At 64.3% G+C, this 17555-nt stretch carries 15 protein-coding genes; 5 read left to right on the top strand and 10 right to left on the bottom strand.

Features of this window, described 5'->3' with window-relative positions; all coding sequences use genetic code 11:
- Window positions 1-173: 173 nt before the first annotated feature.
- The 4 genes from RPPS3_RS09495 to RPPS3_RS09480 all read right to left on the bottom strand — a co-directional run bounded on the left by RPPS3_RS09495 (window position 174) and on the right by RPPS3_RS09480 (window position 5408).
- Window positions 174-1727 (bottom strand): hypothetical protein, encoded by a 1554-nt coding sequence (locus RPPS3_RS09495; RefSeq protein ID WP_107343848.1) that lies wholly within the window; start codon window positions 1725-1727, stop codon window positions 174-176.
- A gap of 290 nt (window positions 1728-2017) precedes the next feature.
- Complete coding sequence (locus tag RPPS3_RS09490) at window positions 2018-2182, bottom strand: Flp family type IVb pilin (protein WP_012495417.1); 165 nt, start codon at window positions 2180-2182, stop codon at window positions 2018-2020.
- Window positions 2183-2294: 112 nt separating this feature from the next.
- On the bottom strand, window positions 2295-3695 hold the full coding sequence (locus RPPS3_RS09485; RefSeq protein WP_107343846.1) for a TAXI family TRAP transporter solute-binding subunit: 1401 nt from the start codon (window positions 3693-3695) through the stop codon (window positions 2295-2297).
- Window positions 3696-3818: 123 nt separating this feature from the next.
- Complete coding sequence (locus tag RPPS3_RS09480; protein ID WP_107343845.1) at window positions 3819-5408, bottom strand: MDR family MFS transporter; 1590 nt, start codon at window positions 5406-5408, stop codon at window positions 3819-3821.
- A 212-nt stretch (window positions 5409-5620) separates the two neighbouring features.
- Between RPPS3_RS09480 and RPPS3_RS09475 the strand changes: the two genes are divergently transcribed.
- A complete protein-coding gene (locus RPPS3_RS09475) occupies window positions 5621-6688 on the top strand; it encodes a linear amide C-N hydrolase (RefSeq protein WP_107343844.1) in 1068 nt (355 codons plus the stop codon).
- A 75-nt stretch (window positions 6689-6763) separates the two neighbouring features.
- Here the strand turns inward: RPPS3_RS09475 and RPPS3_RS09470 are convergent, their stop codons facing one another.
- Together RPPS3_RS09470 and RPPS3_RS09465 are read right to left on the bottom strand one after the other, a co-directional pair.
- Window positions 6764-7063, bottom strand: coding sequence for a BrnA antitoxin family protein (locus tag RPPS3_RS09470; RefSeq protein WP_107343843.1), 300 nt, complete (start codon window positions 7061-7063; stop codon window positions 6764-6766).
- Window positions 7056-7307, bottom strand: a complete 252-nt coding sequence (locus RPPS3_RS09465; protein ID WP_107343842.1) for a BrnT family toxin — start codon at window positions 7305-7307, stop codon at window positions 7056-7058. Before RPPS3_RS09465 ends, RPPS3_RS09470 begins: the two co-directional genes overlap by 8 nt.
- 132 nt (window positions 7308-7439) lie before the next feature.
- On the opposite strand from RPPS3_RS09465, the gene RPPS3_RS09460 reads away from it, so the two are divergent.
- Complete coding sequence (locus RPPS3_RS09460; protein ID WP_107343841.1) at window positions 7440-8615, top strand: serine hydrolase domain-containing protein; 1176 nt, start codon at window positions 7440-7442, stop codon at window positions 8613-8615.
- Window positions 8616-9140: 525 nt separating this feature from the next.
- On the opposite strand, the gene RPPS3_RS09455 is transcribed toward RPPS3_RS09460, so the two are convergent.
- Window positions 9141-10022 (bottom strand): hypothetical protein, encoded by an 882-nt coding sequence (locus RPPS3_RS09455; RefSeq protein ID WP_199852203.1) that lies wholly within the window; start codon window positions 10020-10022, stop codon window positions 9141-9143.
- Window positions 10023-10516: 494 nt separating this feature from the next.
- Here RPPS3_RS09455 and RPPS3_RS09450 point away from each other — a divergent pair, with 494 nt between their 5' ends.
- Genes RPPS3_RS09450 through RPPS3_RS09440 form a run of 3 tightly spaced genes read left to right on the top strand, consistent with a single transcriptional unit; the run spans window position 10517 to window position 14177 of the window.
- Entirely contained in the window at window positions 10517-12832 is a 2316-nt protein-coding gene (locus RPPS3_RS09450; RefSeq protein WP_107343840.1) for a TonB-dependent siderophore receptor, read from the top strand.
- The gene (locus tag RPPS3_RS09445; protein ID WP_107343839.1) at window positions 12829-13974 is read left to right on the top strand and encodes a PepSY-associated TM helix domain-containing protein; all 1146 of its coding nucleotides are present in this window, start codon (window positions 12829-12831) and stop codon (window positions 13972-13974) included. Before RPPS3_RS09450 ends, RPPS3_RS09445 begins: the two co-directional genes overlap by 4 nt.
- Window positions 13971-14177, top strand: a complete 207-nt coding sequence (locus RPPS3_RS09440; RefSeq protein WP_012495410.1) for a hypothetical protein — start codon at window positions 13971-13973, stop codon at window positions 14175-14177. The genes RPPS3_RS09445 and RPPS3_RS09440 overlap by 4 nt, the downstream gene beginning before the upstream one ends.
- A 507-nt stretch (window positions 14178-14684) precedes the next feature.
- Here the strand turns inward: RPPS3_RS09440 and RPPS3_RS09430 are convergent.
- The 3 genes from RPPS3_RS09430 to RPPS3_RS09420 form a co-directional block, all read right to left on the bottom strand.
- The gene (locus RPPS3_RS09430) at window positions 14685-15899 is read right to left on the bottom strand and encodes an ABC transporter substrate-binding protein (protein ID WP_107343838.1); all 1215 of its coding nucleotides are present in this window, start codon (window positions 15897-15899) and stop codon (window positions 14685-14687) included.
- A gap of 75 nt (window positions 15900-15974) precedes the next feature.
- Window positions 15975-16295 carry a 2Fe-2S iron-sulfur cluster-binding protein gene (locus RPPS3_RS09425; protein WP_107346529.1) on the bottom strand — a complete coding sequence of 107 codons (321 nt, stop codon included), beginning with the start codon at window positions 16293-16295 and terminating at the stop codon, window positions 15975-15977.
- 10 nt (window positions 16296-16305) lie between these two features.
- On the bottom strand, window positions 16306-17544 hold the full coding sequence (locus RPPS3_RS09420; RefSeq protein WP_107346528.1) for a cytochrome P450: 1239 nt from the start codon (window positions 17542-17544) through the stop codon (window positions 16306-16308).
- Window positions 17545-17555 lie beyond the last annotated feature (11 nt).

Below are 17555 nucleotides of genomic sequence, written 5' to 3'. Positions count from 1 at the left end.
GCAACGCGGGAACTTCGATAGCGCGGCTCAGCGGTGAGTGCCGCCGCAATGGCCGCGTTCGACGCCACGACCATCGCGGTCGCCTGCCCGCCGAAGAGTTTTCAGCGGGGCCGTCAGAACCCAATTGTGGAGCATGGCCGGAAGCTACCGGGGCAGCGTGACGCTGTCAAGGATTATTTTCTTAAGTCCGCTGATCCCGGCAGGAGCTGCTCCCGGCGGATCTGGCTGCCGAGCAACAGCCCGGCCAGCAGCATCATGAAGCCCATCGCGGGCGGTGCGAACAGCGCCTCTTCCTGGAACAGGCCGTTGGTCAGCACCACCAGGATGCCGAATGCAGCCATGCCGAGCAGCAGGATGCCGGAACGGGCGTAGAGCCGCCAACACCACCACGCCACGACGGCGTAGAAGCCGAGCGGAACCAGAGCCGCCACGCCCATCTGATACAGCAGAACGCCGACCGAGCTTTCGGCGGCCCCTTCGACCGCGCCGGCCTGTTGCGCGGCCTGCCAGTTGATGCCCGAGAACCCTTCGGTGAGGTTGCCGCCGGACCCCAGCCCGCGCCCCAGCGGCGCCGCCAGAAATCCGTTCCAACCGCCCATCAGGCCGATCACGTGATAATCGCCAATTTTGAGGCCGCTGTGGATCACCAAGACGGCATAGAGCGCGAGCACCCCGATGGCGCCGAGCAGCACCAGCACCGGGCCGATCACGACCGTCCCGATCCACGCGGCGCCAACGAACAGCACCATGATCGCCGCGCCTTTGACGCCGCATAACAGCATCAACACGAAGGCCAACGCACCGAGACCGGCACGCCCAATCGCGAACAGGAACAGCGAGAAGAACCCGATTCCGTAGGCGAAGCTGACCGGGCTGATATTGGGTCCGTACAGCCGCAGCATCTGGCCGAGGCCGAGACCGCTGAGCAGCGAGGTGTTGAAGAAGTCGACGACGAACAGATCCTTGATACCGACGATCACCTTTCCGGTGGTGCGCATCTCGCGCTCCCAGACGCCGGATTTCGCCGCCTTGATCTCTTCGAGCCGCCAGTAGGCGTGCCCATTGGTGAGGGCGAGCCAGGTATCGCGGAACAGGAATTCGACGGCGCCGCAGATCAGGATCATCACCGCGATGATGACGATATAGGGCGTCACCCGAATCCGATGGTTGGCGGCAGCGAGCAGCGCGAGCTGGAACAGCAGCAGCGGCAGCCCGATGTTGCGGAGATAGATCGCCGATGCCTTCGGCTCACGGCCAAGGCCGATCACGAAGTAGATCCCCATCACCGCCAGCACGGCGGTGCTCGCCAGCAACATGCGGTTCAGACCGGGCGATCGCCGCGACAGGATCGACTGCACGAACGCCACCAGCCACATCACCGCGCAGATCAGAAAGTTATAGCCTTTCAGAATCTCGAGCTCGGATGGGTCCGTCAGCAGCGACGAATACAGCGAGACGAAGACGTTCTGAAACACCAGCACGAAGATCGCGATCACCGGCCCCTGCGCCGGCATCAGCAGGGCGATCGCAACCGCGATCAGCGTCTCGACCGCAATAGCAAGAATGGGGCTGGCGATATGCAGCAGCGGCGAGAATGCGGTCGCCCCCAGCGCGACCGCGAAGGTCAGGAGAATCCGGGCCAGCGGTTCGCCCGACGGATCGGCGGCGGACCAAGATCCCGTTCCCGATCGTGCATCGCCTAAGGCCGATGTGCCGGCGAGCCGCATGCTTCAGACCTTCGGTTGGCTGTCGGACGACGAACCCAAACGGTTAGCCGCGAACGCCGAAGAAGCGGTTAACCATCGCGGCGTCCGACGAGGCAACGGAGTTCCCGGCTCGCGAGGTTAAGCATTCGGTAAGGATAAGACGGCCTTCGGCAAGCGTGATGAGCTTGCTGACAGCTCACGCGCCGATCCGGCTACAGCGAAGCCTGATCGGGCTGACGCAGACCACCCTCCAAAGCTAGAGGCCCTATGGCCCCAACATCCCGCCGACCAAACGGGGCGGAGACTGAGAGTTACTTCATCGCCTCGCTGACCGAAGTGTACTTACCCGCCAGACTGTTGCCGAGCGTCGTTACCACTCCGAGGATCACGATGCTGAGGCCCGCGGCGATCATGGCATATTCGATCGCAGTGGCGCCGCGCGTGTCAGCCCAGAAGCGGGAAATCAGACGTCGCACGGCACTCTCCTGGGTTCGCGGCCACATCGCCCTCGGGTTCTTCCGGAGCCGGCTGGAACCGTAGAGGTGACAAGTTACAGGAATCTTGACGGCATCCCGCTACTACAAGCGATCAGGCCCGAGCGGCCGGCAGCGCCGCCGCATCAGCGGGAACCAGCCCGGGGCCGGCAGCACTCAGCGCGGCGCGGCGGTCGACCACCGCGTGGTGGAACTGCTCGAGCACCAGGCTGAACGGCTCGAGGTCCTCGATCGCGCCGTCGTCGTAGCAATCCAGCGTGTCGCGCAGGATCTTGTCGATCTCGTGCTGCAAGGTGTCCAGCGCCTCGAGTGACTCCGCCTTCCGGGCCTTGGCGACCATCGCCAGCGCACGGTCGCGCATCTTGGCGCCGGCTTCGCGCTCGTCGCGGCTCAGATAGCTGCGGAACCAGGCGCCGGCCGAGCCGAGGCCGGACAGCAGCAGCACCAAGCCCCAGATGTAGTCGCTGTTGCGCTCCATGAAGGTGCGGTCGGTGCCGTCGATGAACGCGGCGGCGCCGGGGTGGGCCGGCAGCGCCGCGTCCTTCTCGGTGTCGGGCGCTTCGATCTTGCCGGCGAGCGGCATCTCGCGGGCGATCTGCTGCCGGGCGGCGAAGATCTGCCGGGTCAGCTTGGTCACCGTCACCGAGGACAGCGACTGCCGCGCGATAATCAGGTGGTTGACGCTGACGGTGTCGACCTTGTCCTCGGGCCGCGCCGGCTGGGTCGAGAAGATGCTGCCCGGGATCTCTTCGGAGTCGTAGATCGGGTACTTCTTGGCGATGGCGTCACCGACATCGACCGGCAGGAACCGCGGCTCGCCCCGCGCCTTCGCGGTCGCGGCGATCGCTTCACCGGTGATCTTGCTGTCGAGCGGCCCGACCGCCAGGAACGCGTCGAGCGCGGGATCGCGCGCCATCTCGGCGAGCTGGCCGGTGGCAAACTGCTCCTTCTGGACCTTGTCGGGCGCGACGCCGGACTCCGCCAGAATGATGTCGAACAGTTTGATGTTGGCCGGCGTCCGCCCGATCACGCCGACCCGGCGGCCGGCGAGATCGGCAATGGTCTTGACCGACTTCTTGCCCTTGCCGGCCGACGACGGCGCCCACAGCACCACCACGTTCTTGCGCAGCACCGCCACCGCCTGCGCGTCGGCAGGCAGGTCGAGGTCGGCGCGGGTCACCGCAAGGTCCGCCTTGTGGTCGCGAAACGCCTCGATGCTCGGCGTCGCCCCACCCGTCACCAATGGCACCAGCCGCACCGCAGCCCGATCCCGAGCAAAACTCTGCGCCAGCGCCTGCACCAGCTTCAGATCGTCGCCCCCGCCCGGCCCCACCGCGATCTTCAGGCTGACGGGCCGTAGCTCGTAGAACACCAAGGCAAGCACGCCGACCGCAACCAGAATGAATGTCAGCACCGCCGCCAGCACAAAACGCTCGCGATTGCGGCGTCGCCGCTTGCGGAAACTGTCGCTGCCACTGCCGTCCGGGGATGCCATCCCGTCACCCGCTTCTCGCGCCGGCGCGGCGCCGGCTCACGCCCTGCGCCGAGCTTACGGCCGTTGTGCGGCAGAGTACTCAATTTTCAATGGCGGGGTATCAGCAAATCCGACCGTCGACGCCTACTCCGAAAGCGCGAGCGTCGGTTCGGGTCCGGCCAGCTTGCGCTCTTCCATCACGACGATGCACAGCGCCGAGGCCGTCAGCATCAGCGCCGCCGCGCCGAACACCCAGCGGAACGCCGCGACCATCTCGGCGGACCCGACGCTGCCGACGACATGGCGATGCTCGGCGCCGCCAAGCTGCACGTCGCCGCCGAGCGCGATCAGCAGGATCGCCGTGAATCCGGCCACCGTGAACGAGGCCATCAGCGCCCGGAAGAAGTTCATCGCGCCGGTCGCAGTGCCAATCTGCGGCCGCGGCACCGCGTTCTGGATCGACACCACGCTGACCGGAAACACCGTGCCGAGGCCGAGCGAACACAGCGACAGCAGCGTCAGAAATAGCCACAGCGGCAGCGGCGTCAGAACAGCGATCGCCGCAGCCATCAACGCCGCAAAACCAGTACCGATGATCGCAATCCGCTTGTAGCGCTCGACATGCACCATCGCCCGGCCGGTGAACGCCGCGCCGAACACCGAGATCGCCGCGATCGGAATCAACGCGAGGCCGGACTGGCTGGCCGTCAGATAGTACACCGCCTCGTAGTACAGCGGCATGTGCACGGTCAACGCGATCATCGCCCCCATGGTGAACGCGCCGCCCGCCATCGCCCACGGCACTACCGTCCCACTCATCAATTGCAGCGGCAGGAATGGCTCACGCGCACGCAGCGCGTGCCAGACGAAGCTCACCGCCAGCAGTACAACCGCGCCCGACAGCGCCAGGATCATCGGCGACAGCCAGGCGAAGCGGTTTCCGCCCCAGGTCAGCACCAGCATCACCGCCATCGCGGCGGCCATCAGCAGCACGCCGCCGAGCCAATCTACCTTCCGGCGGCGGTGATACACCGGGATCTTCGCCATCTTCGGCAGCAGCAGCGCCAGCGCGCCGATCGCGAGCGGCAGGTTGATCCAGAAGATCATCGACCAGTGCAGATGCTCGGCGAAGAAGCCACCGAGGATCGGACCGCCGATCCCGGCCGACACCCACACGCCGGAGAAATACGCCTGATACTGGCCGCGCTCGCGCGGGCTGACGACGTCGGAGATCACGGTCTGCACGATCGGCATGATGCCGCCGCCCCCCAGGCCTTGCAGAGCACGGCCAAGGATCAGGACGAGCAGACTCGGCGCCAGCGCGCACATCACTGAGCCAGCGACGAACAGGCTGAGCGAGACGATGATCATCACGCGACGGCCATAGATGTCGGCGAGGCTGCCGAACACCGGCGCCACCGCTGTCGATGACAGCAGATAGGCCGTGATCACCCAGGACAGGTTTTCGACATCGCCGAACTGACGCCCGATCGTCGGCAGCGCAGTGGCGACGATCGTCTGGTCGAGCGCCGCGAGAAACATCGCCAGCAGCAGGCTCAACAAGATTGCGCGAACTTCCCCCTGCGTCAGCGCACCGGCCGGCGCCAGCGGCGGGGCGTCGCCGAGATTGATCACTTCGGTCGGAATGCTAGAGAGCTCTGCGGCGGCTTCGTCGGACAGCAGATGGTGGGTCGGACCCGCAGACGTGCGGCTCTGGCGTTCAGACATGCTCATGCGGGCGCAGAATCTCGTCGGGCTGAAGAGGATGCGGAGGAAATTGGCCAGTGCATCCTACTAGCGCATCCAGTCCCGGAGCGACAGCAACGTCAGCGCATGGGTGCGCCGCGTACCGCATCAAATGGCCAGACTCGGGATATGATCACCAATCAGCGGAATGTTCCGCGTGGCAAAATACACCCCACGGCTGGTGGGATCGGAGGTCAGGCATGAAGCGATTCAAGCGACGTCTCCTCGTCACCTGCGCCAGCGCCCTGGCTCTCGCGGGGGCGCTACTGCCGCCGGTCGCGGACGCGTGCACACGCCTGGTTTATCTCGGTGCTGACAATCAGGTGATCACGGCGCGATCGATGGATTGGGCCCGTGACATCGGCACCAATCTCTGGATCTTTCCCCGCGGCATCAAGCGCTCCGGCGAGGCCGGCCCCAATTCGGCACAATGGACCGCACGCTACGGCAGCGTAATCGCGTCAGCCTACGATGTCGCGACCTCGGACGGCATCAACGAGGCCGGGCTGGTCGCCAACGTGCTGTGGCTGGCGGAATCGCAATATCCGGCGTTCAATGGTTCCAAGCCAGGACTGGCACTCTCCCTGTGGCCGCAATACGCGCTCGACAACTTCGCAACCGTCGCCGACGCGGTCGAAGCGCTGGCCAAGGAACCATTTACCGTCGTCACCGACAAGATGCCCGGCGAGCAACGCTTCGCCACTGTTCACCTATCGCTGTCGGACGCCTCCGGCGACAGCGCCATCATCGAGTATATCGATGGCAAGCAGGTGATCCACCACGGTCGGCAATACCAGGTAATGACCAATTCGCCGAACTTCGATCAGCAACTCGCGCTTTATTCGTACTGGCAGCAGATCGGCGGCACGGTGATGCTGCCGGGCACCAATCGCGCCGCCGACCGCTTCGCGCGGGCGTCGTTCTATGTCGGGGCCATTCCGAAAACGCCCGACCCGGTGGAATCGATCGCCGCCGCTTTCAGCGTGATCCGCAATGCGTCGGTGCCGTACGGCATCTCGACGCCCGACCAACCGAACATCTCCTCGACCCGCTGGCGCAGCGTCGCCGACCACAAGCGCAAACTGTACTTCTTTGAGTCCGCGCTGACGCCGAACGTGTTCTGGGTCGATCTCACCAAGATCGAATTCGCCGCCGACAAGGGCACAGTGAAGAAGCTCGACCTCGGCCCCGGCCAGAGCAACATCTTCTCCGGCGAAGTGCACGATCGCTTCAAGCCGGCGGAGCCGTTCAAGTTTCAAGGGCTGTGAAGTCGCGCCGACAGCGTAGGAGTACAGTCAAAACCGCAGTCTCCGAGAGCTTCTCTCGGAGACGAAATATGAGGCTCACTTGATCTTGTTGATACGACGCAGATCGGCATCGATCCGCGACTGCCAGCCGGGGCCTCCGGCCTTGTAGGTGTCGATCACCTCCGGCGACAGCCGCAGTGACACCAGTCGCTTGGTCGGCGCCTTGTTTGGACCGCGCCCTCGGCGGATCGAAGCGGCGAGATCGGGAAGAACTTCGGCGAATGGACGAAGCTCTTTGATCTGCTCCGCTGTCAGTTCCGGACTTTCAACATCGTCCCAATCCTGCTTGCTGTAACCTCGGCCGGGCTGAAACGTCTTCGAGAGCCTTTTACTCATCGATCAGTCTCCTCTCCCTGCGACTTGCACGACGCATACTGATAACGCTGACACCCTCAGTGCCGAGCTTGAGAAATACAACGACGATGACCCCGCTGAACAATTCTCCGACCGCGATCATTCGGTCGAGCTTTGCTGGAACGATCGCCGAGCGTTCAAAGAACGCTTCATCGAGATCGGCGAAGTCCATCCCATGCCGGTCGATATTGACGAGCCGCTTGTACTCGTCCCAGACAATCCGCATCGCGATCAACTCATTATAATGTATCTACAATAAAATCGACGTCAAGCTGGTCGACCGGCAGCAGACGGGTCGCCAGCATGGACCATCGGCCGGCCAGCGCCTACATCATCCGGGTACCCACCTGGAGTTCGCATGCCCCGTTCCGATCTAGCCGCACCGGAGGACGCATCCGGCGCGACGCTCGCCAACTGGCGCGAGCTGCCGTTCAGCCGCTGGTCGTTCCGCAACATCGACGCCCTGATCCCGACCGAGACGATCGCCAACGCGCCTGACGATATCTGGTCCCTGCCCGCGGCACCGCGCGATTTGGCGGACTTTCGCGTCCGGCCCCAAGGCGGCGGAACGCTCGACCTCGACGGCTTCCTCACCGCCACCAAGACCGACGCGCTGGTCGTGCTCAAGGACGGCAGGATCGCGGTCGAGGCCTACGCCAACGGCACCACCGCCACGACGCCGCATATCATCATGTCGGCGTCGAAATCGCTCACCGGCCTGATCGCCGGCATCCTGAGCGAGCGCGGCCACCTTAATCTCGACGCCGAGGTGACGACGCTGATCCCGGAAGTGGCAGGCACGGCCTATCAGGGCGCGACACTGCGACAGATGCTGGACATGCGGACCGGCATCCAAATCGACCTCGACGCCCAGCGCGCTTATGCGGCTGCCGCCGGCTGGGATCCAGTGCCTGAGGACCTGCCGCCGACCGATCTGAAGGCGTTCTATCGCAGTCTCAAGATCGCGCCACAGCCGCATGGCGGTCCGTTCCGCTACGTCTCCGCCAACACCGATCTGCTCGGCTGGGCGATCGAGCGCGCCACCGGTACCAGCTTTGCCACGCTGGTCTCCGACCTGTTGTGGCGGCCGCTCGGCGCCGAACAGCCTGCCTCGATCACCACAGACCGGCAGGGCCAGGCGCGCGCCACCGGCGGCTTCAGCATGGTGGCGCGCGATTTGGCGCGTATCGGCCAGATGATGCTCGACGACGGCTACCGTGACGGCCGCACGATCGTTCCGCCGTCATGGATCGACGATCTATGGACCGCCGGCGACCGGGATGCGTGGCGGCAGGGCGAGTGGCAGAAATTGTTCCCGTACCGGAATTTCAGCTATCGCGGCGGCTGGTACGTGATTCACGATGAGCCGAAGGCGATGTTCGCGATGGGAATCCACGGCCAGAATCTCTTCATCGATCCGGAAAATCGGCTGGTGATCGCCAAGCTGTCGTCGCAGGGCGCGGCGGTCGACAATGCGGCCTGGGCAGTGACACATCGTGCGCTGCCGGAATTTCGTCGCTGCCTCGCCTCGTGAGAGTACTGGGGGCTCGCGGAATTCGTCCCACCTAGAGCATTTCTGATTTCGACGGAATCAGGACCGCACTTCCTAGCGGTCGCAGCTTGCAGAACCTCATGGTGAGGAGGCGCGAAGCGCCGTCTCGAACCATGTGCCGCAAGCCCTGCGGCTCCTCATCCTTCGAGACGCCCCGGCTTTGCCGGGCTCCTCAGGATGAGGACTTTAGTGAGCTTGGAAAGGCCAAGTTCGCTTAATCAATCGATGAAGCGCTCTAGACAGGCGCGCCGATGCGATTGAAGGACAAATACAAATAAAGAGGCCCGGTCGCCATTCGGCGCCCGGGCCCAAGTCTAGGGAGGAAACGCCCCAAGGAAGGGGACCGCGACGAACCGCATCGCGGATGTTCAGTATGTGACACACTTCTAGCGTGCGTTCTATTTGGGCAAATCCCGAGTCCGGGAATGTCCCGATCGTAGTTTTACGGAGGCGGCTTAGTCCCTCCGGGCACAGCGACGATCTGGTATGGCCGCGCCGACCGCCCTGTCAGACCGCGACCTTATCGAGCAGATCGATCAGATGCGGTTTGTTGTCGGACACGATCTTCACCTTGGCAGCCAACTCCGGGTTATTGGCGAAGAACGCCACCAGCCCCTGCTCATCGGCCGACCAATCCGGCCGCAAACCGCCTTTCGGCGGCTTAGCCCGGCCCGCTTCCTTGGCCTGCTGCTTGACCCAATCGGCCTCGCGGCCGGCATCGATCTCTTCGATCGGATAGGTCAGATGGATCGTATAGTCGTCGGCCACGCCCCTCGCATCCAGCAGCATCTGCAGCGTGGCCCGCTCTGGATTGCCGTAATCACCATTGCCGGAGAACACGTAGTGATCGGCAGTGACGCGTTCGAAGAACGAGGTCTCCATATTGTTGTCGCTGCCGTGATGCGGCACCTTCAAAATATCGACGTGCAGCTTCTCGTCCTTGGCCAGCTTGCCGGCGGTCTCAAGCCCCTCGATGATCTTGTCGCCCCTCGCATCGCCGGTCAGCAGCATGGTCTTGCCGCCGCATTCGGCGAGCAGCACAATGCTCGACAGGTTCGGCACTGATTTGTCGACGAAAGCTGCGAGCATCGCCGACGCGGTGGGACGGGTGCCGTCGGCCTTGCGTTGCCGCAGCCACTGATCGTGCATGTCCTGCAGCGCCTGCAGTTCGTCCTGCAGCGGGCCCGCGACGGTGATCGTCACACCGTTGAGGTCGACCGGCGCGGCGTCGGCAGCGGTCAGGATCAGCTTGCCCTTGAACTTGTGGTTCGGCCTCCAGCCGAGATCGGCAGCGTCATCGCGCAGCGTCCGCCCCTGCGGCACGCTGGCAAGCACGGCTTGCGCCGCAGCCTCTTCCTCGCGCTCGCCGATCTCGACGCCGGCGAACATATTAGTGTCGGCGCCGGCGAGGATCGAGGCTGTGCCGAAACCGCTCGCCAGCGGCCAGCGCCGGCGATTGCCAAATCGCCGCCACCAGCATCAGCGCAATTCCGGTCGCAATCCGCCCCATGCCAGATCCGCCTACGCTCGGGTCGGGCCACAGACTATCCGGATTCCGCGACCCGGCAAAACCGGGTTTGCGCCGGCAAACGGCCGGCAAGTCATCGCGGCGACCTGTCACGCTCGGCCCGATCGCCGAGTCATCCCCAATCACCTCCTATGATTTGAGCGATTCAAAAGTGATGGTGCGGTAACGTGCATCTCTGTCCCGCCGCGCACAGTTCAACTGAATCAACGCGATACTCGCCCATCAGGATCGTTCGCAGGCGAGCGCCTGATATCGTTTGATAGATTCCAAACTGGCTTCGCGCAAAAGCTTCGCAGCAGCGTTGATACACGTTGCCGTATCCGATTACTTCGCCGCCTCGATTTGGGGGCAAGCGATGAAATTGGGTTTTGCCGGCGTGAATGCCGGTCGCAGTTCTTTGGTCAACGCGCTGCTGCTGACGAGCGCGCTGATCTCACCAGTGGTGTGGCCCTCGGCGCAAGCCGCCGCGCAGGATGCCAAACCGCAGGCGACCCAGCTGCCCGCCGTCGAAGTCGCCGCCCCGGAGGCGAGCCGGCGCCAGGCGCAGCCTGCGCGCGACCGGAATCGCGCCGCCGCGGGCCCGTCGCGCCGCTCGGCCCAGCGCGCCCCGCAAGCACCACAACCGGTACAGCCCACGCAGCGCGCGGTGTTCGAACGCGGCACAGATCCGGTGCCGGGCTTCGTCCCCAGCGTCAGTGCCAGCGGCACCAAGACCGACACCAAGCTGATCGAAACGCCGCAGTCGATTTCGGTGATCAGTCGAGACAATCTCGATGCGCGCGGCGTCGACACCATCGCGCAGGCGCTGCAATACACCGCCGGCGTCGCGGTGCAGACCGGCGGCGCCGATCCGCGCTACGATCAGGCCCGTATCCGGGGTTTCGAGACCAACGGCTTCTCCAATTTCCGCGATGGATTGCGCGACACCGCCAACGGCTCGGCCTATTTCTCGGTGTTCCGCAATGAGCCCTACGGCGTCCAGCGCGTCGACGTCGTCAAGGGACCGAGCTCGGTGATGTACGGCCAGAGCCCGCCCGGCGGCCTGATCGATCTGATCAGCAAGCGCCCGACCGATCAGGCGTTCGGCGAAGTGGTCGGCCTCGTCGGCACCGCCGACCGGCTGCAGGGCGCGTTCGATGTCGGCGGCCCGATCGACAAGGATAAGACCCTGCTCTATCGCCTCACCGGCGTGCTGCGGGATTCCGACGCGCAGATCGCCAAATTCTCCGACAAGGTGAAGGACGACCGGGCTTATATCGCACCGGCCGTGACCTGGCGTCCCACCAACGACACCTCGCTGACGATCCTCAGCGACTTCCAGCACGATGTCTTCGGCAACGCGTTTCCGGTATCGGTCGGTGTCGTGCGAGGCGGCAAGATTGTCGACGTCAAGGCGCTGCCGCTGTTTCTTGGCGATCCGTCGTACAACACTTTCGACCAGACCCAGTATCGGATCGGCTATCAGTTCGAGCACCGCTTCAGCGACGATCTGATCGTGCGCTCGCGCGCCCGTTACGGCCATGTCGACCTGGAATATCGCTACATCACCTTTGCGGGCACGCCGCTCGACACCCAGACCGTATTTCCGCGGGTTTCACGCAAGGTGCTGGAGACCACCGACAGCTTCAACATCGACAACCACGTCATCGCCAAGACCTGGACCGGTCCGCTGCAGCACACCGTGCTGATCGGCACCGATTATCAGGCGTTCCAACTCGGCGGCGATCAGTTCGGCGGCACCGCGCCATCGCTCAGCCGGATCAACCCGGTTTACGGCCAGCAGATCGTGATCCCGACGACGCTGCTGCAGAGCTACAAGCAGAACCTGAACCAGGCCGGCATCTATCTGCAAGACCAGATCAAGCTGCAGAACTGGATCCTGACACTCGGCGGCCGCTACGATGCCGCCCAGCAGACCACCCTCAACCGCCTGAACGGCGTGCCGCAGCCGAACGACGACACCGCCTTCACCAAGCGCGCCGGCCTGACCTACGTCTTCGACAGCGGCGTTGCCCCCTATGTCAGCTATTCCGAATCGTTCCTGCCCACGGCCGGCATCGATTTCAGCTCGAATGCCTTCAAGCCAACCAAGGGCAAGCAGTACGAAGGCGGCATCAAGTTCCAGCCGAACCGAGACCTCTTGTTCACCGTGGCGGTCTTCGACCTGACCCAGGACAACGTGCTGACGGCCGACCCGCTGCATCTGAACTACAGCATCCAAACCGGCCAGGTGAATTCGCGCGGCCTCGAGCTCGAATTGCTCGCCAAACCGATGCCGGGGCTGAATGTACTGGCGACTTACACACTGCAGAACGTCAAGAACACCCAGAGCAACAATGGCGATATCGGCAAGGTGCCGGTGCAGATCCCCCGCAATATGGCGTCGGGCTTCGTCGATTACACGCTGCAGAGCGGACCGCTCGCCGGCTGGGGCTTCGGAGCCGGCGTCCGCTACGTTGGTGAATCCTACATGGACATTCTGAACACGCTCACCAACGACGCCTATACGGTGTTCGACGCCGGGCTGCATTATCGCCAGCCGAAGGGCATCAATCTGGCGCTCAACGTCAAGAACATCGCCAATAACGACCACACGCAGTGCACGGTGACCGGCGGCTGTCAGTACATCACCCCGCGGGTGGTCACCGCGACCGCGAGCTATCGCTGGTGACCGGGACACGCGCACTCAAGATCTGGAGCAAGGTCCACACCTGGACCTCGCTGATCAGCATGCTGTTCATGCTGATGCTGTGCCTCACCGGCCTGCCGTTGATCTTCCACGAGGAGATCGAGGAGTTCACCGAACAGCAGTTCGTGGCGCCGCAGCTCCCGGGCGGCACGCCGGCGGCGCCGGCCGACGACGTCCTTCACGCCGCACAGCAGGCCCGCCCAGGCGATCACGTGCTGTTCGTCACCTGGCGCGACGAGCAGCCGAACACGGTTGTGGTCACGATGTCGCCGACGCCGAAACCGGTGCGCGGCCAGTTCTATCGCCTGGTGATGGACGGCCGCACCAAGGCGGTGCTCGGCGAGGAGCGGCCGCAGCGGGGCGTGATGGACATCATCCTCCTGCTGCACAAGAACATGCTGCTGGAGCTGCCCGGTGAACTATTCCTCGGCGCGATGGGCCTACTGCTGGTGGTGTCGATCGTCTCCGGCGTCGTGGTCTATGCGCCGTTCATGCGCCGGCTCGAATTCGGCACCGTCCGTCAGCGCTCGCGGCGGCTGAAATGGCTCGACCTGCATAACCTGTTCGGCATCGTCACCACGGTCTGGCTGTTCGTCGTCGGCGGCACCGGCGTGATCAACACGCTGGCGATGCCGATGTACGACTACTGGCGCGGCCAGGTACTGCCGCCTCTGTTGGCACCGTATCGCGGTGCGCCGGTCGCTCAACCATCCTCGCTGGATCAGGCGATCGCGCGGGTCCGCGCTGCGATGCCGGAGGGACGTCTTTCCTCGATCACGATGCCGACCGCGGAGAATTTTGGGAGCCCCCGCCATCTCGTGGTCTGGATGAAGGGCAACTCCGCGCTCACGGCGCTGATCGCCACCCCGACGCTGGTCGATGTCGATCAAACCGTGCCCGTGCTGGTGCCGCAGATGCCTTGGTATTTGACGCTGCTGCAGATGTCGCGGCCACTGCATTTCGGCGACTATGGTGGCCTGCCACTCAAGATCGTCTGGGGGTTGCTCGACCTCGTCTGCATCGTCGTGCTGATCACCGGACTTTATCTCTGGGTCGCTAAACAGCGCTTCGGCGGCAGCGTCCGCAGCCGCACCGCGGCGCCATCCGATGCGAGGCCGGCATGACCACGCCCCGCAGAGCCTCGCACACCACCGCGCAGATCTTCGCCGCCCCGCTCGCGATCGGCGTCATCACCGCCCTTGGGCTGACGACAGCGTTGCTCGGCGACGGGCTGTGGGACTGGATCTCCTGGATCGCACTCGCACTGCCCGTTGCGGTGGCGGTCGTTTATTGGCAGATCGGCCCGAAGCGGGCCGAGCCGCGATAAAAGGCACAGTTGTTCAACACAGACAGACGTCATCGCCCGGCTCGTCCGGGCGACCCAGTATCGCAGAGCGCCGCCTGTTTAGAGCAGCTCTGTTTTTCATAGAATCAGTGCTGATCCACGCCGCCTGCCGCATGCACAACCTCATGGTGAGGAGGCGCGTAGCGCCGTCTCGAACCATGTGACGCAGGGAATGCGTTGCCCCATCCTTCGAGACGCCCGGCTTCGCCTGGCTCCTCAGGATGAGGACTCAGTGCCTTCGGAAAGGTCGGATCGTTCAATCAGACGATGAACCGCTCTAGCTCGGCGAGCAAGACAATCGTTCTGGAATACTGGATCCCCGCTTTCGCGGGGATGACGGCTTAGGGTTGGGTTAGGCTCGACTCAAATTTCCCGCGTGATGCCCGGCCTTGTGCCGGGCATCCACGAACTTCGGCATAGCGTCGTGGCGAGACGTGGATGGCCGGGACGAGCCCGGCCATGACGGCGTAGAGAGACAACGGCTTCTAACTACTTCACCAGCTCACACCCGCCTTCCGCGATCGGACGGAACGCCTTGTCGGCGGCGATGGTCGAAACCAGGCGATAGTAGTCGTAAGGATACTTCGACTCCTCCGGCTTCTTCACCTCGAACAGGTACATCGGGTGCACCACGCGTCCGTCCTGCCGGATGGTGACGTCGCCGAACAGCTTGTCCTTGCCGCTGAACTTTTTCATCTGCGGCACGACGTCCTTGGCGTCATCGCTTCCGGTAGCCGCGACGGCGTTGAGATAGGCCAGCGTCGAGGCGTAGACGCCGGCTTGGTTGCCGCTCGGCATCTTGCCGTTCATGCCGGGCCGCTGCGCGAACCGCTTGGCGAAAGCGCGCGTGTCGTCATTCATGTCCCAATAGAACGCTTCCATCAGCTGCAGGCCCTGCGCCACCTTCAGGCCCATGCCGTGGATATCGTTGATGAACAAGAGGAACGCGACCAGCTTCTGCCCGCTCTGCTGAATGCCGAATTCGGCCGCCTGCTTGACGCTGTTGATGGTGTCGCCGCCGGCATTGGCGAGGCCGATCACGCCCGCCTTCGAAGATTGCGCCTGCAGCAGGAACGAGGCGAAGTCCGACGTGCCGAGCGGATGCTTGGCCGAGCCGAGCACCTTGCCGCCATGTGCCTCAATGTACTTGGCGGCTTCGGCTTCAATGCCCTTGCCGAGCGCATAGTCCACCGTGATGAAGTACCAGTCCTTGCCGCCCCGCTGCATCATCGCCGCGGCGGTGGTGTTGCCGGTCGCCCAGGTGTCGTTGACCCACTGGATGGTGTTGGGCGAGCAGGCCTTGCCGGTGAGATCGGAGCTCGCCGTCGACGACGCCAGGAACGTCATCTTGGTGCCGCGCAGCAGCGTGTTGATCGACAGCCCGACCGCCGAATTCGGCACGTCGACGATCGCGTCGACGCCCTCGTTGTCGAGCCAGCGGCGGGCGATGGCGTTGCCGACGTCGGCCTTGTTCTGGTGATCGGCGTAGACGATCTCGACCTTGAGGTTCTTGCCGCCGCCGGCGAAGTCTTCGGCCGCCATCCGCGCCGCTTCGACCGAGCCCATGCCGTTGGTATCTTGGAAAATGCCGGAAATGTCGTTGAGCACGCCGACACGCACGACATTGCCGGAGATCTCGGCGTTGGCAGTGCCGCACAACAGGCACGCGGCCGCAAGGCCGAGCAGGCCCTTGGTTGGTGTCATTTGATTTCTCCCTCGGTGTTTTGATTGTTTGTTGAGTGGGCCGCAGCGGGTCGTTGCCCCCTACGGTAGCGCTGCTCAGACCTGACGATCCGGAATCCGCAAGATCAGGCCGTCGAGATCGGACGACAGCTTGATCTGGCACGACAGCCGGCTGTTCGGCAGCCGCTCGGCGGCCGTGCCGTCGAGCAGATCGTCCTCATCGCCGGCGACTTTAGGCAGCTTCTCGAGTCCGTGCTCGACATAGACGTGACAGGTCGCGCACACGGCATTGCCGCCGCATTCAGCGACGACGCCGTCGAGCCCGAGGCTGAGCGCGGCATACATCGCAGTGTCGCCGACTGCGGCCTCGGTGGTGCGACGTTCGCCATCGGGAAGAATGAACGTGATACTTGGCATCATGGGCCCCTCAGGCAGGCGTCAGTTGGATCGGCAAGCTTTCCAGCCCGCGCAGCGTATTGTTGAAACGGCGCTTCAAAGGCCCGGCGATCTCGATCGCCGCAACCTTCCGAGCCAGCGCGGCGAGCACCACCTCGCCCTCCAGCCGGGCGACGAGCTGACCGACGCACATGTGCACGCCCGAACCGAAGCCGACATGGCCCGAGGTTTTGCGGGTGATGTCGTAGCGGTCCGGATCGTCCCAGCGCCGCGGATCGCGGTTGGCGGAGCCGAGGAACATCAGCACCTTCTCGCCCTCCCCGATCGTGGTTCCGGCGAGTTCGACCTCGCGCGTGGTGGTGCGGAAGAAGGTCTGCACCGGGCTCTCGAACCGCACCGCTTCCTCAAAGGCGTTGCGGGCCAGCGACGCATCGGCGCGCAGCCGCGCGAACTCGTCCGGAAAACGCGCCAGGCAGTACACCGCCGCAGCAATGCCGTTGACGGTCGTGTCGAGGCCCGCCGAGAGCAGCGACCGCACCAGCAGCGGGGCCTCCTCGGGCGTGATCTCGCCGGTGTCGCTGAAGGCGTGGATACAGGCGCCGAAACCGCCAGGCGCGAGGTTCGGCCGCTGGCACTGCTCGGCCACATAGGCCTGATGCGGCGCCGAGCGTTCGATCGCGTTCTGCCGCAGTTCGTTCGGCGGCCCGAACGCGTTGAACACGAGACCCGCATAGGGCAGCAGATTCTCGCGCCCCTCCTGCTTCAGGCCCATCGCATCGGGAAACACCGATAGCGGATAGGCTTCGGCAAGGTCGGCGATCGCATCGATATTGCCGCCGCGGGCCAGCAGTTCATCGATCTTGGCGTCCGCCGCCGCCGCGAAGCCGTCACGCAGCCGCTTCATCGTCGCCGGCGACAGCACCTTGCTGAGCACCGCGCGGGTGCGGGTATGCGCCGGCGGGTCAGCCTCGAGGATCAGGCTCGGCGGCCGCCACGGCTTCTCCTTCTTGAAATCGCTCAGGCCAACGCCGCGGCTGGAGCAGAAGGTGAGCGGATCGTTGAGCACCGCATAAACTTCGGCGTAGCGGGCAACGCCATAGACGTTCCACTTGTCGAGATACACCACCGGGCCCGCCTCGCGCAGCGTCTCCTGCTCCGGATAGGGATCGGCGAAGTAGTCCAGCGCGAACGGATCGATAGCCAGATGCGGAATACCTGCGCCTTGCTGGGACGGCGTGGTAACCGGCACCGATAAGGGAGCCGTGGTCATGTTGTCCTCCT

Origin of the sequence: Rhodopseudomonas palustris, from assembly GCF_003031265.1 — a bacterium.
Lineage (GTDB): Bacteria > Pseudomonadota > Alphaproteobacteria > Rhizobiales > Xanthobacteraceae > Rhodopseudomonas > Rhodopseudomonas palustris_H.
The sequence above is the reverse complement of the archived record's forward strand: the minus strand, read 5'-3'. Positions and strand labels throughout refer to the sequence as shown.